This window comes from Kitasatospora sp. NPDC058046 (assembly GCF_042885595.1).
Taxonomy (GTDB): Bacteria; Actinomycetota; Actinomycetes; order Streptomycetales; family Streptomycetaceae; genus Kitasatospora.
Genome location: NZ_JBHVRS010000039.1, coordinates 53,383 through 70,969, shown reverse-complemented (window position 1 = coordinate 70,969; position 17,587 = coordinate 53,383). Strand labels below are relative to the sequence as shown.

The window sequence follows — 17,587 nt, the reverse complement described above, 5'->3', positions numbered from 1 at the left end:
GGTGATCCGCGTCCTGCTGTCGTTCGTCGCCGCGCAGTGGGCGTCGACGCCCCGCTCGTCCGGTGCCTCGTTCGGCTCGGCCAGGCCCAGCCGGACCAGGTCGACGGCGTACTCGTGGCACCGGGAGTAGTCCGCTGCGGCGCTCACCGCTTCGGCATGGTCGATGCGGCCGGGATCCGCGGCGCGCAGCAGCGCCGGGGTGGGCGGCGGGCCCAACGTCTCCCCGATCCACCCCGAGACGGCCTCCCGGGGGCAGCCGCGCTCCAGCTTCAAGGCCAGTGTGTGCCTCATCGATCCGATGCGCCCGATGCGGCCAGCGCCGCGGCCGGTGGCCTGCGCACCGTGGTCAAGCACGGACCGGGGGTGCCCGCGCAGGCCCGCCGCATGCGAGGAAGTACTTGAGGTCCTGGGGCGAGGCAATCCCGGCACCGGTGAGCCGCGCCACCGGCCCGGGGCAGCGGTCCGTCCGGTCCGTTCGCAGGTGCGGCGCCCCGCCATGCCCGGACCGGGGCGGCCCCACCGGCAGCTCGGGTGGGATCACAGGGCCGAGAAACCGAACGTGGATACCACCGGGTCGAGCGGGGTGTAGTAGCCGATCGAGAAGCAGGTCGTTTGGGTCGAGGTGCCGGTGCACGGGATCTTGGTGTCGGTGTTCCCGGCGATGATGACGCCAACCGGTGCCATGGAGTCGCCCGCCGGGTTGGCGACGGCTGGCCCTCCGCTGTCGCCCTGGGCGACGGCGACGCCCCCGCTGCGGGACCTCACCTCGGTGGCGTCGGTACGCCCGGATGGCGAGTGGACGTCGACCCGCGTGACCTCCAGCTCGCAGTGGAAGCCGGACATGGCACCGCTGAAGCAGACGGACTGGCCCGGGTCCAGGCGTGCCAGCCCGTACAGCGGGCGGGAGTCGCCGCTGTTCCAGGGGCCGCTGTAGAAGCGGGCCTCGGTGTCTGGTCCGTCGTGATGACGGCGACGTCCAGGCCGGTGTCGTGGGCGGTGACCTCTCCGACGACGCGCTGGCCGTTGTAGACGTGCCCGCTGGTCTGGCAGTGCGCAGCGGTCAGCAGGACGCGTTTGTGGCTCACCCAGCCGGGGATTCCGGTGGAGCAGCGGGAGTTGTCGGCGAGGGTGAGGTCGGCCCCGGCGTACCAGGGCGGGGCGTCGGTGGTGCGGCTGCCCTGGGTGGGTGTTTCGGGGGAGCCGGTGCGGGCGTGGACGGGGATGCCGGCGGGGAGCGGGCCCTTCCAGTACAGGTCGAGGTAGTGCTCGTCGCCGTGGAACACGATCGAGGCGAATCCGGCGCCATCGACCCGGCCGGAGTCGACCAGCCGATGGACCTCGTCCGCGATCGGCCTCAGGTACCTCTCGTGGTGCTCACGGCTCAGCAGGACCGCCGGGGAGTGCGGGTCTCCTTGGCAGCATCACCCTGGGCGCCACGCGCGGCAGCAACGGACGCGGCACCCAAGGCCAGGACCGCTGTCGCGTAGAGGAGTTTCGACCGATGCATGGGCACACCATAGAGTCGCAACTCCCACTGCACAGAGTTATCTGATCATATGTGTTGCCACCAGGAGGCACGGCCCTGCGGAACGCCGGCGGAACCGCAGGCGCGACGAACACTCCGCCTCGGGAGTCCTCACCCCGCCTTCGGGCGGAGTCCGCGGGGCACCGTAGGGGCAACCAGATCCTGTCACGCACCTGATGGCCGCGGCGGCACCCGGGGCGAGGTCCCGGCCGCAGGCAGCCACCTCAAGGGTGCCCGGCCTCTCACTTGTCGGCTCCATCACCGTGACTGCCCCCAGGGGAACACGGCTTCACGGACCGCAGTCCCGAAGGCCGCGGCAGTTGGCGAGCAGCCGCCGGTACGGCCACACGTTCGGCAGTGATTTCCGGCTGGATCAGGGCATGTCTGTGATGAGCACCATGAGCCTGTGTCCTGTAGGTTTCCCCTCCCTGTCCCCTGCCGGTGTTCTTCGCCGGCGCGATCAGGACAGGCAACTTCCCTGGTTCCGGGAGGAGTTGTCAGTCCGTTTTTCTATACTGCCGCAGGTCGGGGTTCGGCGACGCACCCGTGCCCGGCCGCGTGACCGGATGGGAGATACAGGATGCCGACGTGTACCCGTCGGGCGAAGTCGACACGGCGCTTGTGCCGGCGCGAGGCTGCCGAGTGGCCCCGCTACGACGATCTCCCCGTTCCCGTGGTGGCGTGCGCAGGCCATCTCACGCCAGCGGAATGGGCCGCCTGCCAGGAAGCGCGCGGCCGGGCAGGCGCCGAGTACGCGGCCCGGCAGGCAGCGGAGGCGACCGCACGCGAAGAGCGGGGCGACCAGCCACTTCCGGTCCCGGCCGTGGCCCCTCGGCCGTGCGTCGGCCAGTGCATCTCCCAGGAACGCGCCTGGGGCCGCGACGCGGACAGCGCCTCCAGCTTGTGCGCCACCTGCGACGGCTGCGTGTGCGTGCAATGCGGCCGGGTCGAGGTCGCCAACATCCTGGAACTCTGCGGCCAGTGCGAATTCGGATCCGACATCGACGAGGAGCCTGACGCGCCTGGGGACGGCAAGATCGACACCGGTCCCGAGTCCGGGCTTCGCATGCGGCTGGACACGGCGGTGAACCAGCTCGTCGCGGCCACTGGCACCACGCACCGCGATGTCAACGCCCGCATCAATCGGATCATCGGGGTACGCACCCGTGTCGGGGCCGACGAGTGGGTGATCCGCCGTGCCGCCTGGGTCGCCCGTGGCTGGCTCGATCGGCTCCTGTCGAACTCGCGAACGGACACGGCCGCCCCGTCCGGTGTGCCAGGTTCCGATGGAAGGACGACAAGCACACAACCCGCCGAGCACGCCGCGCGAGGCGACGGCGCTGCCCGTGCTGGCGGCCGGGTGGCATGGTCGGCGCCGCCCGCGGGCCCTGTGGACGGACCCGAGCCGACTGAGGGTGTCCGCTTGGTCGGCCACAGCGACGGGGGCCTGCGCCTCGGGGCCCGGACCCAGCAGCATCCGATCGGGGAAGCCGCGGCCGGGTGCATCGGCAATGGGACGCACCGGGACGTGAACGAGGTGCCGTACAACGACAGAGACACGTACACGGCCGCCCTCGGAAGCCTCGCCGGACACCTCGCGCTCATTGTCCGCGACCTGGACGCCCTGCCCCCCGAAGCCGCCGCGCACGTGATCGCCCAAGCGGCCGCCCAACAGCACGGCCCCCTGCCCGAGGAATGGCACCGGCACGTGGTCGGACAGCTCACCGAGATGTGGACCGGCCGCGCCACCGCGTTCGGCACACGCCCGAACGGCTCCTTCGGCCCCTTCAGGAACACCCGGGTCCAGGTCATGGTCACCCCTGCACAATGGGATGCCCTGGCCCGCATCGGCGCCCCCCACGGCATCGCACAAGGCGCCCAGGAAGCCCTCGCGGCCGGGATCACCGCCCTCGACGACCGATAGCCGTTTCGGTCTTTCCTTCCCCGGACGGATCCGGTACCGCTCCCGCACGCCGAAGTTCCCCGGGGATGGGGCCGGGGGAGGTGGACAGTGAGAGGTGACGCAGCCGTGTCTCGGGTGCCGACCGGGGAGGTGCAGCCGAAGTACGCCCACAAGGCCACCGTGATCCCCGTGCTGCTGGCGGCCTTCTTGCGGGCCCGGCAGCGGATGCCGGTGTCGCCACACCTTCTTCAGCTCGCGCAGCACGGCTTGCGCTCGCCCTTGAGGTAGGCGGCGCACGGTGCTCGGGTCGACACCCAGGCGGTCCGCGACGCCTTTCTTGTCACCCTTGGCGGCCTTGACCAGGGCCCGCATCTCCGCCTGCGCGGACTTCGGCAGGGCTCAGGTGAAGTGCTCTGGACAGGCCTGGGGTGGTGCCGAGGTGGAAGGTGCCGGGCAGCACCTTGCCGACTGTCGCCGACACCGACACCGGTGAGCGGCAGGAAGCCGAACGGGTCCGGGTCCGGGAGGCGTAGACGACGCAGTCGTTGTTCACGCCGAGCAGGTAACGGCCCTTCGCCACGTTCGCCATCTTGCGGTGCATGTCCGCCCTCGCCTTGGCGATGGCCGCTGCCCGGATGTCCGGGCGCGAGGTCGGCCGCTCCAGCCCCGACCACGGCTCCCCCACTTGTAGGCCAGGCCCTGCAGGCGCTCGCGCAGCTTGCCGATCCCGAACTTCACCGCCGACAGCACCACGGCGATCTGCTGGTGGCTCCACACCGCCGAGCCGAGCCGGTCATCACCCATCTGCGCCAGGTGTCCCAGACCCTCGGCCGTGAGCGCGGTGCGCAGCGCGCCGAGATCGGTACCCGCGCCCTTGAGGAGGCGGTGGGCGGTCATCGCTGCGAGGAAAGCGCGGTCGTCGGCGTCCTTGTCGACCGGGATGCCCGCCTCGGCCATGGTGGTCACGTAGGCCTCGCACAGCCGGTCGTGCCACGGGTCCAGGTAGGCGCCGGCCTTCTCCCGCTGGTGCGCCTCGGTCAGGTCGACGTCGTAGCCGAGTTCCTGGGCGTAGGCGACGGTGGGGGTGGTGTACCAGGCCGGGCCAAGGCATCCTTGGGCTCCCAGTCGCTGGCGAGGCTTTCCACCTCTTCCCAGGCCCCGGCTCGTTGATGACGACCACGACCAGGGGCGCGGGGCACGGGGCTGTTGACCCTGTCATCGGGTTCGCGCGTCGCCCACACCCACCGCGGCGCAGGCGTGGCCACCAGCCGCGCCGTTCGACGGCGGTGACACGCCGCACGTCGCTGACCAGGGCGGGTGGAGCCGGTGGATGTTGTCCGGCGCTGGCACCCCTGGACGCGGACCTCGTCGGTGACCGGGTTGCCCGTGTGCTCGGCAACCTGGCGCAGGAGTTCCTCCACGAAGTCCTCGGGCGCGATGCGCCAGCCGTTGAGGTACCGGGAGACCGCGCCCTTGTCCCGCTTGACACGGGCTGCGTAGCGGGTGAGGGATGTGGCGAGGGTGGCAAAGACCTTGAGGAAGTCCGCGAACTCTTCGACCTGCGGATAAGCCAGGACCAGCATGAAGATCGGCTGGGCCCGGACACCGTCGCGGTGTCCGGGCCCAGCCTGCGGCTACTGGTCCTTTGGCCCCGCGCTATCAGGCTTGGGCTGTGCCTGCGCCTCGGCGTGGATGGCCAGGGCGTCGAGGGCGTCGGGGGTCGGGAGATTCATCATGGGCTGGACTACATCATCCGGCTGTGACAGGCCCCGTCTGGGTGTGTCCTGCCGCCGTTCCGATCCCGGCCCGATAAGAAAAAGCCTGGCGCAGGCGCGCCGGGGTCACAGGCCACGGGTCCTGTCGCCTGTGTGGTGGGCCTGGCCCGGTTGCGACGGCGGGACGTGCCGTGCCCAGCGTGCGCGGTGCCAGCGTATGCACTCCAGGTCCACACCGTGGCGGGGGTCGGTCGTGAGACGCCCGCGCACTGTGCCGGTGACCGTTTCCACGACGTGCAGGTCGTCGGTCAGGTAGAGGCCGCCCTGGTCGAACTGCGTGTGACAGTTCGGGCACAGGCACAGGACGTTGCCGGTGTAGTCGTGGCCTCCCCTGCCCAGCGGGCGGATGTGGGCGCCTTCGCTGGCCGCCTGGCGTGGTCCCGGGATCCTCAGGACGCTTCCGCACATCTGGCACCGGTCGCCGTGCCAGCCCTTGACGTCCTGGACCACCGCGCTGTCCCGTCTCACTTTGCCGTTGCGGCCCCTGACTCCCCCGGCCGACACGGTCGCCGGGACCGTACCGCGGGCCGCGTGCGGGGAGGACGTTCCCGGTGGCGGTGCCTGGGTGGAACCGGTCGCGCAGGAGACCTGCGCTCCGGTGTCGTGGAGAACGCCACCGACGAGGTTCAGGTCGCCGGGGCACAGCAGTCGGGCCCGGTCCCACAACGAGCGGGCCACCAGCGACCACGCGGCCTCGACGTGGCCGCCGGTGATGACCTGTGTGTCCTCGGCGAGGGCAAGAGCCGCTGCGATCCGATGGGTGTGGTCGTCCGCGCGCAGGAACTGGCCTTCCGGCAGTGTCGCCTGCCTGTCGAGAAGGTCTTCGGCGAGTTGGACAGGCCAGAGCTTCTCGGCTGCCTCGCCGGTCATCGTGAGTTCCACCCGGCATGTCGACAGGTCGTGGTAGATGCGGGTGAGTTCGTCGACCGCGCGCACCGCCGCCGCCGCGATCGCCTGACGGCCGGCGGACGGCGCGTGGGGACCGGTCTGTCGGCGGCGGAAGATCAGGATCCTGGTGGAGGAGGCCGGGGAGGTCTGCGCGTCATACCGCCAGTCGTGTTCCGGCATCTCCCACAGCACACCGATCCTTGGCGCACTTCTCACAGGGCCGAGCCTGCGCAGGGGTCGCAGTTCATCGTCGGGCCTGTAGTCCTTTCCGTCCCAGGCGACCCGGAGGGTGCTGGCGAGGAACTCGTCGGAGGACTTCCTGGAGGTACTGTGCTTGATCGGGCTGCCGGTGAGCAGCATCGAGAACGCGGTGCCGGGCCGGGTGCGCCGGGTGGTGGCGGCGCGGGCCGTGCGCAGGGCCGTTTCGGTGGTGATGTCCGGGTGGAGGCCGAGGTGGGGAAACCGGTCGGGCTCCAAGCCGGCGTTCCGCAGGGCGGCGGCCAGCGGGGACTGGTCCTCGCGTGTCAGGAATGCTCCCCAGACCAGGCAGGACCCCCATACGGGCATGGCCGCTGCGGGGGCCACCGCGGCGGACCACCAGCACACGGCGGCGGCGTAGGCGTCCTCGATGTGGACTCCCACCTCCAGCCCTGCCAGCCGTGCGACATCACCCAGCGGACCGCCTATCACCACACCGGACACCGTTTCCTCCCCTGTCCTGCCATCGGGCCTTGGTGATCATCTACCATCCGCCGCCGACAGGTGCCGTCCGGTGGGCCCCGTGCTCTCCGGCCTCCCCGGGATCGTTGCCTGTGGCACCCGCCGACACGTGCCGGCCGATATGGGACTCCCGGGCCCGACGGCAGCAGCGGAGTATCGGGCGGGATCCACACCTCCAGGTCTGTCCGGGAGTGCCGTTCGCTCGACGTCCGGCCCACGGGCACAGCAGCCGCCGCCCTTGAAGTACTGGTTTGGTGGCGGGCTGGTCAGCGTCCGGTTCGATTAATTTCGGCCCGCCGGGTGTGACGTGTTTCGAGTTTTTTCTTTTAGTTGCCGACTTTGACCTGGATGATGATCTGGATTGCCAGTGTGATCACTGCTGCCGCTTCGATGACGGATACCATCAGCGCCAGGACGGAGTTTTGGGGGCCGGCCCAGTAGGCGGCCAGGGATGCGGTGGGGATTCCGGTGAACAGCGCGAGGTCGACGGCGCACTGGATGATTCGGCGCTGGGTCCGCCTGGCGTCGCTGCGGTGGAAGTGCTCCCAGCCGAACATCGTCACGGGTTCCTGGCTGGTGGCACCGAGGCGGGGGTCGAGGCTAGTGCGGATGTAGCGCCCCATGTCGCTGATCTTCTTGTCGTTGGCGAGGTAGGTCCAGCCGAGGGCGGGGGTAGCGGCGGAGATCAGGAGGAGCAGTGGCGAAGTGAGGGGTCCGGCGTGGATCCCGGCGATGAGGATGGCGGAGACCAGACCGAGGGTGACGTAGGGGATGTTGTCGCGGAAGGTGATCCTGGACTTCTGCTCTTCTTTGGTCTGCTGGTATTCGAGGAACAGGGCTTTGACGGAGGTCGGTTCCTCTTCCACGGGGCTCCTTCGTTGTCAGTGGGGGGCGCTATTCTTGTCAGTGGATGGAATGGATGCGAAGAGGCCTGCCGTGGCGTGGGGCCGGTGCATTCGAACGGAGGAGAGTCCGTGCCGGTAGGGGTGTTTCCTTTCTCTGGGGGTCCGGTGGGTGGTGTCGATTCTCGGCCTGTCGTGGTGCTGACCGCGTTGGGCCTGGAGTACGAGGCGTTCCGGGTCCACCTGTCCGATCTGAGGCGCGTTGTTCACGGCGGGACCATCTTCGAGGTGGGGGTGCTCGCCGGCACGGGGCGCGTGGTGGCCTTGGCCGAGGTCGGTCCGGGCAACCGGCCCACCGCCGTCGTGACCGAACGGGCCCGGCAGTACCTGGACCCGCGGGCCGTGCTGTTCACCGGTGTCGCGGGCGCCTTGAAGAGTGACGCGGCGCTCGGGGACGTCGTGGTGGCGAGCCGGATCTACGCGTACGAGAGCGCCAAGCACACGACGGCGGGCACGCTCCCGCGCCCTCAGTCCTGGCCCTCCTCCCACCAGGTCTCCCAAGCGGCCCGGCACGCTCTGCGCGGCCGGGAATGGCACGCGCGGATCCCCCCGCAGGTGCGCCTTCGATGGGAAGGGGAAGGCCCCTGCGTGCACTTCAAGCCGATCGCGGCCGGCGAGGCGGTCCTCAACACGACGGAGGGCGAGGTGCGCAGGCGGCTGGCGCAGACCTTCGACGATGCGGCGGCCATCGAGATGGAGGGCGCGGGTCTCGCCGAGGCCGCCAGCCTCGGGGGCCTGGAGGCGCTGGTGATCCGGGGGCTGAGCGACTACGCGGACGGAGCGAAGGCGGCGGCCGACGCCGCCGGCTCGCAGCCCCTGGCCGCCGCCCACGCCGCCGCGGCGGCGGCAGCGGTCATCGCCGCCCTTCCCCCAGGGCCGGGCGAGACCGCGGGCTCTCGCAACACCCCGCACACCCCCGGGCCGGACACGGCCGGCGGGCCGACGCAGGTGAACACCGCGAACACCCAGGGCACGGTCAACGCCGTCCAGAAAGGGTCCCTGACGATCAGCCAGGACCGGCGTCCCCTGCCGCCGGGAGTATGAGGTGACACGGGACGAACCGCCCGAGGGGGATAGCGGCGGCAGGGACCGCACCCGTCCCACGGAACAGGCTCCGGTGCAGGTCAACACCGCCGCCGACGGCGGGAACGTGTTCGCCGCCCAGGGAGGCGACATCGTCTTCCCGCCCGCCTCCGTGGACGGTCCGCTGCTGTTCGCCCAGTGGGAGCGCGGACTGCGCCGGCTCACCCCGGGCTTCGTGCGCACCAGCGCCGGCGGGGACCTGCGCATCGACAGGAGCGCGGCCGTCCACGGCCTGGCCACCCTCGCCGCCGATGCGGGACCGGACGCGGTGGTCCTGGTACACGGGGAACCGGGCACCGGGAAGTCCGCCCTGGCACTGGGCGTTGTCGACGAACTGAGACAGCGCCGGTTCACGGTGCTCACCGCCTCCTTCCCCGTACTGGCCGGGCACCAGTACGGGGTGCGGGAACTGCTGGAGGACGCGGTGGCGGTCGACGACGGGCCGCGGCGCCGCGCCGTGGTCCTGGACGGCGCGGAGGCGGTCCAGGACGGATGGGAGGCCCTGGCGGGCGAGGCTGCTGAAGCCGCCCGGGCCTGCGGGGCCGCTCTCGTCCTGGTCAGCCGCGACGACGCGGTGGACACCCTGCGGCAGGCCATCGAACCCACCGGCTGCCCCGTACGGGAGTTCACGCTCGCACCGCTGAACGACCTCGAGAGCGCCCAGGTCCTGGCCGCCGCCCCCGAACTCGCCCGGATCGCCCTGGACGCCAGATCCCGCTGGCTGCTCGGCCGGCTCACGACCGTCGACCTGCTGCTGCGCGCGGCACGCGCCGGTGCCTCTCTGCCCGACGTGCTGTCCTGCGAGGCGGACGTCTACACGGTGGTGTGGCAGGCGCTGGTCCTGCGCGGCGGGCGCAGCGGTGACGGGGCCTCGGGCGACGACCGGGCCGACGCCCTGGTGTCGCTGGCGCAGGCGCGGCTGTCGGGCCGCCGGGTGCGTCTTCCGTCCGGCCGGGCGTTGGGATCGCTGCGGTCGGCGGGGATCCTGGCGCCGGTGGGCGAGATGTCCGCGGTGGGGGGCGAGGAGTACCAGTTCACGCACGACGTGCTGCGGGACTACGCCCTGGCCAGGCGGCTGCTGCTCGAGGACGGGCTTGTGCTGCTGGAAGTGCTCGGGCCCCGGTGGGCGGTGCGGGCGGCACGGATCGTGTGCCAGGTGAGACTGCGGCACCGTGGGGGCGGGGCCGGCGCGTTCCAGATCCGGTGGGAGCAGTTGTCGGCCTGGTTCGCGGGGCTGGCCGCGGTGCACGGGCCCCGATGGGCGGAGGTGCCGTGGGAGGCGGTGCTCGCGGCGGGCTGGTGCGAGTGGGCGCTTGAGGCGCTGTCCGCTTCCCTCGCCGGTGATCCACGGGTGCTGGACGGGATGCTGTCGTGCGTGCAGTTGCGCTTCGGGGGCGATGGAGCGTGTGATCCCGTGGTCGCGGCACCGGTCGTGGCGTGGCTGGCGGCGAACACGCCGCTGTTCGCCCCGTCGGCCGACGATGAACCGTCCCGGGGCGAGGAGGTGGTGCTCGCCTGGTTGCGCGGCGTCGCACGTTTGGAGACGGCCGGGACGGACGTGTCGCAGTACCGCGTGGTGCGGGCCCTGGTGCGCGGGTGTCTGCTGGGCGGCGGGTGCCGCGGGACCAGGGGCGGGCTTCGGCTGGAGGCGCTGGGGCTGCTCGGCGGCGACCTGGACGAGCACGTGGCGGTCGCGCTGCAGGAGGTCGCCGCCACCGACCGGCGTGATCTGGCACCGGTGGTGGACCGCTTCGATGCGGCGCGCGCGCTCGCGGCCTGCGATCCGGGCCTGCTGCTGCGGCTCGCGGCCACCTACTACTGCACGCAGCCCGGTGCCCGGGAACCCGGTCGGCGCCGCCAGGAGGTGTTCCGGGGGCGGCACGAGTACATGGGCCTGGTGCTGCGCAGCCGGGCCGCCTGGTACCGGGGGCCGTTCATGGCACTGCTGCGGGCTTCGCCCGAGCATGGGCTGGCGCTGGTGTCGGCTCTGGCCCACGACTGCGTGCACGGGCCCGTCACCGAGTACGGGGACGGAGCCTGCGAGTGGGTCCCGGGCGAGCCGGACGGCGCCAGCTCCCCCGGCGGCCCGGTGCTGGAGGCGGACCTGCTGGGCACCGGCTCGCGCGCGTACGCCGGCGGGGCGGGAGCCTGGGGCTGGTACCAGGGCACGCTCAACGGGCCCCAGCCGTGCACGAGTTCCCTCATGGCCCTGGACCTGATGCTGCACCGGATGTTCGAGGCCGGGATGGAGCTGCGGCACGTGGCGCAGTTCCCGCTGCGGCACGTGGGCACGGCCGCCGGCGCTGGGCTGGCCTACGGCTTCCTGGTACGCCACCTGGACAGCGTCACCGACGAGCTGGACGACTTCCTCGCCCTGCCGTTGGTGTGGTCGTTCGAGAACCGACGCGCCCTGTACCGGGCCCAGTTCCGCTGCGGCTCCCCCGAGGGCCTGCCCGGCGACGTCTTTCTGGGGGCGCAGCCTGGCCGTGTGGCCATGCATCTGGTCGTCGAGGCCGCGCGCCGGGACGACCAGGCGGCGCTGGAGCGGCTGCGGGAGGTGGCCGGGCGGCTTCGGGAGGCCGGCCCGGGTCGGTTGGACCCTGCGGCGGTGGGGAACTGGGCCGACCATCTGGACTTCGACCGGTACAGCATCCGCCAGGAAGGGCGGGAGGTGGTGATCGAGGTCCTGCCCTCCCCCGCCATCGCGGAGCGCATCGAACGGATGAGGGAGCGCAGCGGCCGCCAGGGCCGGCTGTACGGCATGATCACGGCCTATCAGGCGCTGACGGATCTGTGGCGGCGTGCCGCGGCCGTGGTGCCCGGGGATTTGGCCGAGCTGGCCTCGGACCTGCGCATCGCCCGGGATACCGTGCAAGACCTCGGGGAGGACGCCTCCCCCGATGAGGTCGGTGTCCGCGCCGTCGACGGGCTGTACGCGGTGGCTGCCGGGGCTGTCGTGGCCGCCTGCGCGGGCCATGACCTGGATGGTGGCGACCTGCGGTGGGCGGTGGGTCTGCTTGTGCGCGCGGTCACGGATCGCACTCCGACCGATGCCTGCGATGCCTCCTTCCCCTGGGAGGGGAGCAGGATGGCGGCGCTGGTCCTGCCCCGGCTGCTGCTGTCCGGGCCCGGCGCGCGGATCGGCCCGGACCTGGCGGAAGCGGCGGCCCGGGCGGTGCGCGTGGCGGCCTGTCATCCGGTGCACGAGGTGCGGCGCTACACCTGCGACGGGATGGCCGTGGTGTGGGCCGAGCCGTGCGCGGCTGTCGGGTCCTGCTGTCACCACGCGATGGCCTGGGAAGCGGTCCTCGAGGGGCTCCGGCTGGTCCCCGCGAACCCCCTCGCTTTCCCGGAACGGCATTGTGAGGACGCCGAGGCCAAGGACGGCCCGGCCGCGCGGGCGCCGTCCGCTGGTGACGGGAGGGGCACCCTCGTGGACAACCTCGAGGCCATGCCGGACGACCGGATCCGGCTGGACCTGCTGTTCCCGAGTGTGGCGGCGGTCCTGGACGCCGCCGCCGGCGGGCACTGCGCGGCGTCGGCGGCGCGGGCCCTGCGGCCCGCGGTGCTGAACGCGTACACCCGGGCGGCCCGTGTGGAGCACGGCGGGTTCCACCACCGGCGTTCCGACACGGTCGCCCCGCTCGCGGCGGCCGTTCTGAACGCCTCGCGCCACGATCCCTCGGTCGCAGCCGGGATGGTCGACCAGCTGGCGGGGTCCGCGGCTGTGCTGGGGCTGTTCCTGGAGGCGCTGAAGATGGCGGCCACCTACGACCTGGAGCTCGTCGTCCCGCTCGCGGCCGTGTGGCCGCACGTCATGGAGACCGCCCTGACCCTCCCCCCTTCCCCGGACCTGACCGGCTGGGACGAGGAGGCGCTGCTGCGGCAGCTCGTCCCCGGGCCCGTCCCCCATATCTCCGACAGCTCCCTGGATGCCGTCGTACAGCGGGCACGCGAGCACTGGCTGTCCGCGCGGCCGCTATGCGAGCACATCGAGATGTGGATCCCCGAGGCCCGCAGTATCCGCGGCTGCGCGGACGCCCTCGTCGGCCTGCTGAGATCGCAGCCTGTCGGCTTCCAACTCGACCCCGGCCTGCGCTGGGCCCGGGAACTCACCGACCCCCTCGACAACACAGCGGCCGAACCGGGCTTCCTGATGCCCGACTGGCTGGAGGCCCTACGCCCCTTCCTCACCCCCGCCGCCCGCCCGCACTACCTGGCCCTCCTGGACACCTTCGCCCAGGCCGGACACCCCTTCGCACAGCAACTGCAGCAGCGGGACGAATAGCCGCCACGCCGGCCAGGCGCCCCGGGCGCCTGGGGCCGAGGACGGCCCCCCGTCCGGGCCGCGGACGGCCGCCCGCCTGACGGAACCAACCGTGCCCGGAGCCCGTCCCGCACCGCCCGTCGAAAGGCGGCAGGATCCCGACACCCCACGCGGTGAGCCGCCTCCCGACCCTGGGGCCGGGAACCAGCTCACCGGGAGACGGGGAGGCTCTCGGCTCCGGGGCGCCGGCCGTCAAAGGACTCTGCCCGCGGTCCGGCGTGCTCGGGCACCCCGCCGGTCCTGCTGCCGGACGCCGTGGTCCGCACCGGCACAGCCGGCCGCGACGGTGTGCGCGCCGAGCACGGGCGACGGGCCGCAGGAGCTCCTCACCGCGCCAAGCGTGAACCGGCCCAGGGCAGGTGGGGCCGGGCGGGCCGGGTCGACGGCGGTCGCCGGGCCGCCTTCCCCGGTTCGTTCGGCTATGTGGGTGAATCATGCATTTTCTGGCGGCTCGCGCATGGGAGGATCACCGCGCGGGCTCGTGGGAGAGGCGGTGGGTGTGACCGGCGCGAAGGACCCCTTCGAGGCATCCGCGTCAGCCCTCGGCTATCTGTACCAACTCCGCAAGGCACTGCAGCGGTGCGTGGAGCTCTCCCGGGGCGGGATCGATTGGAGTGTGGCGATCGAGGCCACCGATGACCTCGAGGCACTCGTCGGCTCCCGCACCGAACTGACCCAGCTGAAGAAGCGAGCACCCGGGACACGGCTGACGGATCTTCAGCCGGATCTGTGGAAGACGCTCAGGATCTGGTCACAGGCCGTCACCGACAGGCGGATCGATCTCGGCGAGACAAGCCTGTACCTGCTCACCACCGCCGAGTTGCCGGCGGGGACAGCGGGGTTTCACCTGCAGTGCGGCACGAGCGGGCACCGCGACGAACGCAGGGCCGAGAACCTGCTCCTGCGGGCCCGCAGGTTCTCGGACAGCACCGCTCTGGCCGCAGCGTTCAAGGCGTTCGACGCGCTCGGCGACCAGCGCCGCCGCGAACTCATCAGCCGGATCGAAGTCATCGGCCGGGCACCGGACCTGGACGAGGTCAGGACCGACCTGCTCGGCTACGCCAGCCTGGCCGTGGAGCGCCGCTTCGCCAACTCCTTCCTCCAGCGCCTGGAGGGGTGGTTCTTCGAACGGGCGATCATCCAGATGAGCTCCCCCGGCGGCGCTCCCGTGACAGGAGCCGAGTTCGACGAGCTCTTCACCGGCCTGCGCAACCAGATCGGTGAGCACAACCTGCCCATCGACCCCGACATCGCGCAACTGACCGCGGAGGCGGCCGGTTCCGTGGAAGCATCCGGCAAGGTCTTCGTCCAACAACTGCGGCTGATCGACGTCGGCCCCGAACGGATCGCCATGGCGGCAAGGGACTGGGTCCGCGCCTTCACCCAGCGCTCGCGCTGGGCGGACGAGAACCTGCTGCTCGCCGGGGAGCTCGGCACCTACGAGCGCAGGCTCGTCGAGGAGTGGCAGCCACGGTTCGCGGAGATGCGCGAGGACCTCGGCACCGAAGCCACCGAAGAACAGATGATGAAGGAAGCCCGGCTGATCTACCGCTGGGTCGACCGGGAGGCCCGCCTCAAGATCCGCGCCGGCTGCGAGGAGCTGTTCGTGGCCAAGGGCTCGTACCACATGCTCGCCGACGAGCTGCGGGTCGGCTGGCACCCGGACTTCAGCGCCCGCCTGGCAGCCCTGCCCGAACCCGCTGGAACCGCTGATGACCCTTCCTGACCTCAGCCGCGAGGAACGCGCCCTGTTCAACCCGGCGTTCGCCGCACTCGTGTGCGCACGCGCGGTGCAAGGCCACACGCAGCAGTACAGCGCGCCGTGCCCGCTGCCCGTCGCGGTGACCGCCTCGGTGATGGCCTTCCAACCATCGATCCGCTCTGTACTGCCGGCCACCACCGGCACCGGGCTGATGGGATGGCTCGACGCGAACGAGGCAGTGCGCATCGCCATGGGCCGAAACACCGGCCCCCTTGCGGCCGTCGTGCGCCCCGGCCTGCTGTTCGCCCTGCAAGGCGATGTGCTGCGCCTGGACGGAGCGGGGCTGACGCTCGCCCCGCGGGCCCTGGCCAAGACCGTCAAGGGCGGCACCGAGCAGAACACCGCCATCCAGAAGGCCGCCTTCCTGCTGGGGCGCTGGCTTCCCAGCACCGGCAGCGTCGGCACCGTCCTGACCCTCCTGGGAGTCCAACCGTGACCTTTCAGATCCACGCGGTCACCGTCTACGGAAAGCGGCCCGGCCAGGTACGCACCGTGCCCTTGCGTACCGGCGCCCTCAACATCGTCACCGGCGACTCCAGGCGCGGGAAGAGCGCGCTGCTGACGATCATCGACTACTGCCTCGCCAGCTCCGACTACCCCGTCAAGGCCGGCAGGGTCCGCGAGTACGTCGGCGTGTACGCCGTCACCCTCTCCCAGCCCGGCCGGCAGCTCTTCGTCGCCCGTCGTGCCCCGGAGGGAAAGCACGCCGTCAGCACCCTGCTGTGCGTGCTCTCCCAGGCGCCCGGCACTCCCCCGCCCCCGCTGGAAAAACTTTTCTTCACCACCCCGTTGGAGGCCGCGAAGGACTTCCTCAGCGACTTCACCGGAATCGACCGCACGGTCAAGGTCCCCGCGGTCGCCCGCGTGCAGACCATCTCGCCGTCCATCCGCCACGCCCTCTTCTTCTGCTTCCAGGCCCAGAACGAGATCGCGAACCCGGATCTGCTGTTCCACTCCCAGGGCGAGGAATGGCGCCCCAGTACCATCCGCAGTGTCATCCCGTACTTCCTCGGGGCGGTCGACCCCGAGCAAGCGGCGCTGCAGGCCCGTCTGCGGATTCTGCGCCGGGAGCTGTCGGAACTCGAGGCCAGGCTCACCCGCTCCCAGGCCCTCTCTCCGGCTTCGGGCCAGGCCCGTGCCCTGCTCGCCGAGGCGGTCGAGGAGCACCTGCTCGCGCCTCCGGCCGACGAGCCGACCGCCGAAGCCGTCCTGGAGCTCCTGCGTTCCACTCTCTCGAACGGCCTCGAGACCGGGTCCGGTCCCGACCGCACCGACGATCCCATGGCCCTTGTCACCGCGCGGCGGACCGAACTGCGCCGTGCCCACGGAGCGACCCGCGCGAGGATCTCCGACCTCAAGCGCGCACTGGAGGAGAACGACGACTTCACCGGCCAGGCCACCGAGCAGCGCTCCCGCCTCGCCTCCCTGGGACTCATGCGTCTGGACCGGCAGGCCTCACAGGCCGCCCAGTGCCCGGTGTGCGACAGTCCCGTCGACTCCGCCACCACCACGATGGCCGTCATCGCCCAGGATCTGGACCGCCTCAGCGGCGACCTGCAGGTCATCGGCAGCGACACCCCGGCTCTGCGCCGCCAACTCGCCAAACAGGAAGAGCAGTTGCAGGAACTGCGCTCGGCGCTGGCCCGCAATCAGGACGAGATGAACGAGATCAGTGCCGGCCTGCGCGCGCTGCAACGGGAACCGGACGACCTGCGGCGTGCCGCGCACGTGCGCGGACGCATCAGCCTCTACCTCGACACCGCCGCCCAGCACGTACCCGTCCCGCTGGTCGAGGACAACCGCGACCAGCTCCGTCGGCAGATCGCCGACCTGGAAGAACAGCTCAGCGACGACACCCAGGACGACCGCCTCACCAGTTACCTGTCCCTGATCAGCCAGAACATCCGCGCCAAGGCCGGATCACTGGGCCTGGACCACTCGCAGTTCCCGATCCGCCTCGACATCAACAAGCTGACCGTCGTCGCCGACACCGCCGATGGCCCGGTGCGGCTCCCCGACATGGGCAGCGCGGAAAACCACCTCGGCTATCACATCGCCACCCTGCTGAGCCTGCACGAATGGTTCTGCGAGCACAACGGACCCGTACCCCGCACGCTGATCCTCGACCAGCCCTCCCAGGTGTATTTCCCACCCGACTACACCGGGGAGCCCACCCTGCAGGGCAACGACCTCAGCCAGCTGCTGGACGTCTACCGGATCATCGACGACACCGTCCGGTCACTCGCCGGCGCCTTCCAGGTCATCGTCGTCGAGCACGCCGACCTGACCGACCCGCTCTTTCGCGACCATGTCGTCGAGCGCTGGCGCCACAGCAACAACCAGGCCCTCGTCCCACCCGAATGGATCATCCAGCCCGGTGACGACGAGGACCGGTAGGCAGCGCTCCCGCAACCGCACCGACGCCGCCCTCCAGCCGGCTCCGGACCGTGCAGCGCGTCCCTGTACAGGACGGCCCAGGGCAGGGGGCAGGGCCGGCCCCGACCTCCAGTGCTCCACAGGAACGGAACGGCGGGCTCACGGCAGTACGCCGTCTCGCGGACCGCGCAACCACGGGCACCCCCATCTCGGCCGGCACCCGACCGGACGGAAGCGAAAGGGCCCGACCGTGGACGACGAGAGCGTGCTGCTGCAGGATGGAAAGCCTGTGCCGACAGCACGGGTCCATGAGCCCGCGCTGCGGC

General features: G+C 71.4%; 13 protein-coding genes. 7 read left to right on the top strand and 6 right to left on the bottom strand.

What is annotated here, in order from left to right; translation table 11 throughout:
- The 3 genes from ACFVU7_RS42705 to ACFVU7_RS42695 all read right to left on the bottom strand — a co-directional run.
- Positions 1-291: hypothetical protein (locus ACFVU7_RS42705; RefSeq protein WP_388051788.1), on the bottom strand; the 291-nt coding region annotated here is incomplete at its 3' end.
- Positions 292-537: 246 nt separating this feature from the next.
- A complete protein-coding gene (locus ACFVU7_RS42700) occupies positions 538-765 on the bottom strand; it encodes a hypothetical protein (protein WP_388051785.1) in 228 nt (75 codons plus the stop codon).
- Positions 762-1,283 carry a hypothetical protein gene (locus ACFVU7_RS42695; RefSeq protein ID WP_388051783.1) on the bottom strand — a complete coding sequence of 174 codons (522 nt, stop codon included), beginning with the start codon at positions 1,281-1,283 and terminating at the stop codon, positions 762-764. Before ACFVU7_RS42695 ends, ACFVU7_RS42700 begins: the two co-directional genes overlap by 4 nt.
- 1,143 nt (positions 1,284-2,426) lie before the next feature.
- Here ACFVU7_RS42695 and ACFVU7_RS42690 point away from each other — a divergent pair.
- Positions 2,427-3,449: a hypothetical protein gene (locus ACFVU7_RS42690; RefSeq protein ID WP_388051781.1), complete on the top strand. Its 1,023-nt coding sequence runs from the start codon at positions 2,427-2,429 to the stop codon at positions 3,447-3,449.
- Positions 3,450-3,977: 528 nt separating this feature from the next.
- Here the strand turns inward: ACFVU7_RS42690 and ACFVU7_RS42685 are convergent.
- A complete protein-coding gene (locus ACFVU7_RS42685) occupies positions 3,978-4,394 on the bottom strand; it encodes a hypothetical protein (RefSeq protein WP_388051779.1) in 417 nt (138 codons plus the stop codon).
- A 422-nt stretch (positions 4,395-4,816) separates the two neighbouring features.
- On the opposite strand from ACFVU7_RS42685, the gene ACFVU7_RS42680 reads away from it, so the two are divergent.
- Positions 4,817-5,191 carry a hypothetical protein gene (locus tag ACFVU7_RS42680; RefSeq protein WP_388051777.1) on the top strand — a complete coding sequence of 125 codons (375 nt, stop codon included), beginning with the start codon at positions 4,817-4,819 and terminating at the stop codon, positions 5,189-5,191.
- Between the two features lie 78 nt (positions 5,192-5,269).
- On the opposite strand, the gene ACFVU7_RS42675 is transcribed toward ACFVU7_RS42680, so the two are convergent.
- Both ACFVU7_RS42675 and ACFVU7_RS42670 read right to left on the bottom strand, forming a co-directional pair.
- Complete coding sequence (locus ACFVU7_RS42675) at positions 5,270-6,793, bottom strand: HNH endonuclease (protein ID WP_388051775.1); 1,524 nt, start codon at positions 6,791-6,793, stop codon at positions 5,270-5,272.
- A 344-nt stretch (positions 6,794-7,137) separates the two neighbouring features.
- The gene (locus ACFVU7_RS42670) at positions 7,138-7,677 is read right to left on the bottom strand and encodes a hypothetical protein (RefSeq protein ID WP_388051772.1); all 540 of its coding nucleotides are present in this window, start codon (positions 7,675-7,677) and stop codon (positions 7,138-7,140) included.
- A gap of 171 nt (positions 7,678-7,848) precedes the next feature.
- On the opposite strand from ACFVU7_RS42670, the gene ACFVU7_RS42665 reads away from it, so the two are divergent.
- The 5 genes from ACFVU7_RS42665 to ACFVU7_RS42645 all read left to right on the top strand — a co-directional run bounded on the left by ACFVU7_RS42665 (position 7,849) and on the right by ACFVU7_RS42645 (position 17,282).
- On the top strand, positions 7,849-8,757 hold the full coding sequence (locus ACFVU7_RS42665; RefSeq protein WP_388051769.1) for a nucleosidase: 909 nt from the start codon (positions 7,849-7,851) through the stop codon (positions 8,755-8,757).
- 73 nt (positions 8,758-8,830) lie between these two features.
- Positions 8,831-13,084 (top strand): hypothetical protein, encoded by a 4,254-nt coding sequence (locus tag ACFVU7_RS42660; protein ID WP_388051766.1) that lies wholly within the window; start codon positions 8,831-8,833, stop codon positions 13,082-13,084.
- A gap of 538 nt (positions 13,085-13,622) precedes the next feature.
- Positions 13,623-14,849, top strand: coding sequence for an ABC-three component system protein (locus tag ACFVU7_RS42655; protein WP_388051763.1), 1,227 nt, complete (start codon positions 13,623-13,625; stop codon positions 14,847-14,849).
- Complete coding sequence (locus ACFVU7_RS42650; protein WP_388051760.1) at positions 14,836-15,321, top strand: three component ABC system middle component; 486 nt, start codon at positions 14,836-14,838, stop codon at positions 15,319-15,321. Before ACFVU7_RS42655 ends, ACFVU7_RS42650 begins: the two co-directional genes overlap by 14 nt.
- Complete coding sequence (locus ACFVU7_RS42645) at positions 15,318-17,282, top strand: DUF3732 domain-containing protein (protein WP_388051758.1); 1,965 nt, start codon at positions 15,318-15,320, stop codon at positions 17,280-17,282. The genes ACFVU7_RS42650 and ACFVU7_RS42645 overlap by 4 nt, the downstream gene beginning before the upstream one ends.
- Positions 17,283-17,587: the final 305 nt, after the last annotated feature.

What these genes read in the sequence shown, in the direction of transcription:
- ACFVU7_RS42650 (WP_388051760.1), top strand. Translation starts at nt 14,836, where the DNA reads ATGACCCTTCCTGACCTCAGCCGCGAGGAACGCGCCCTGTTCAACCCG.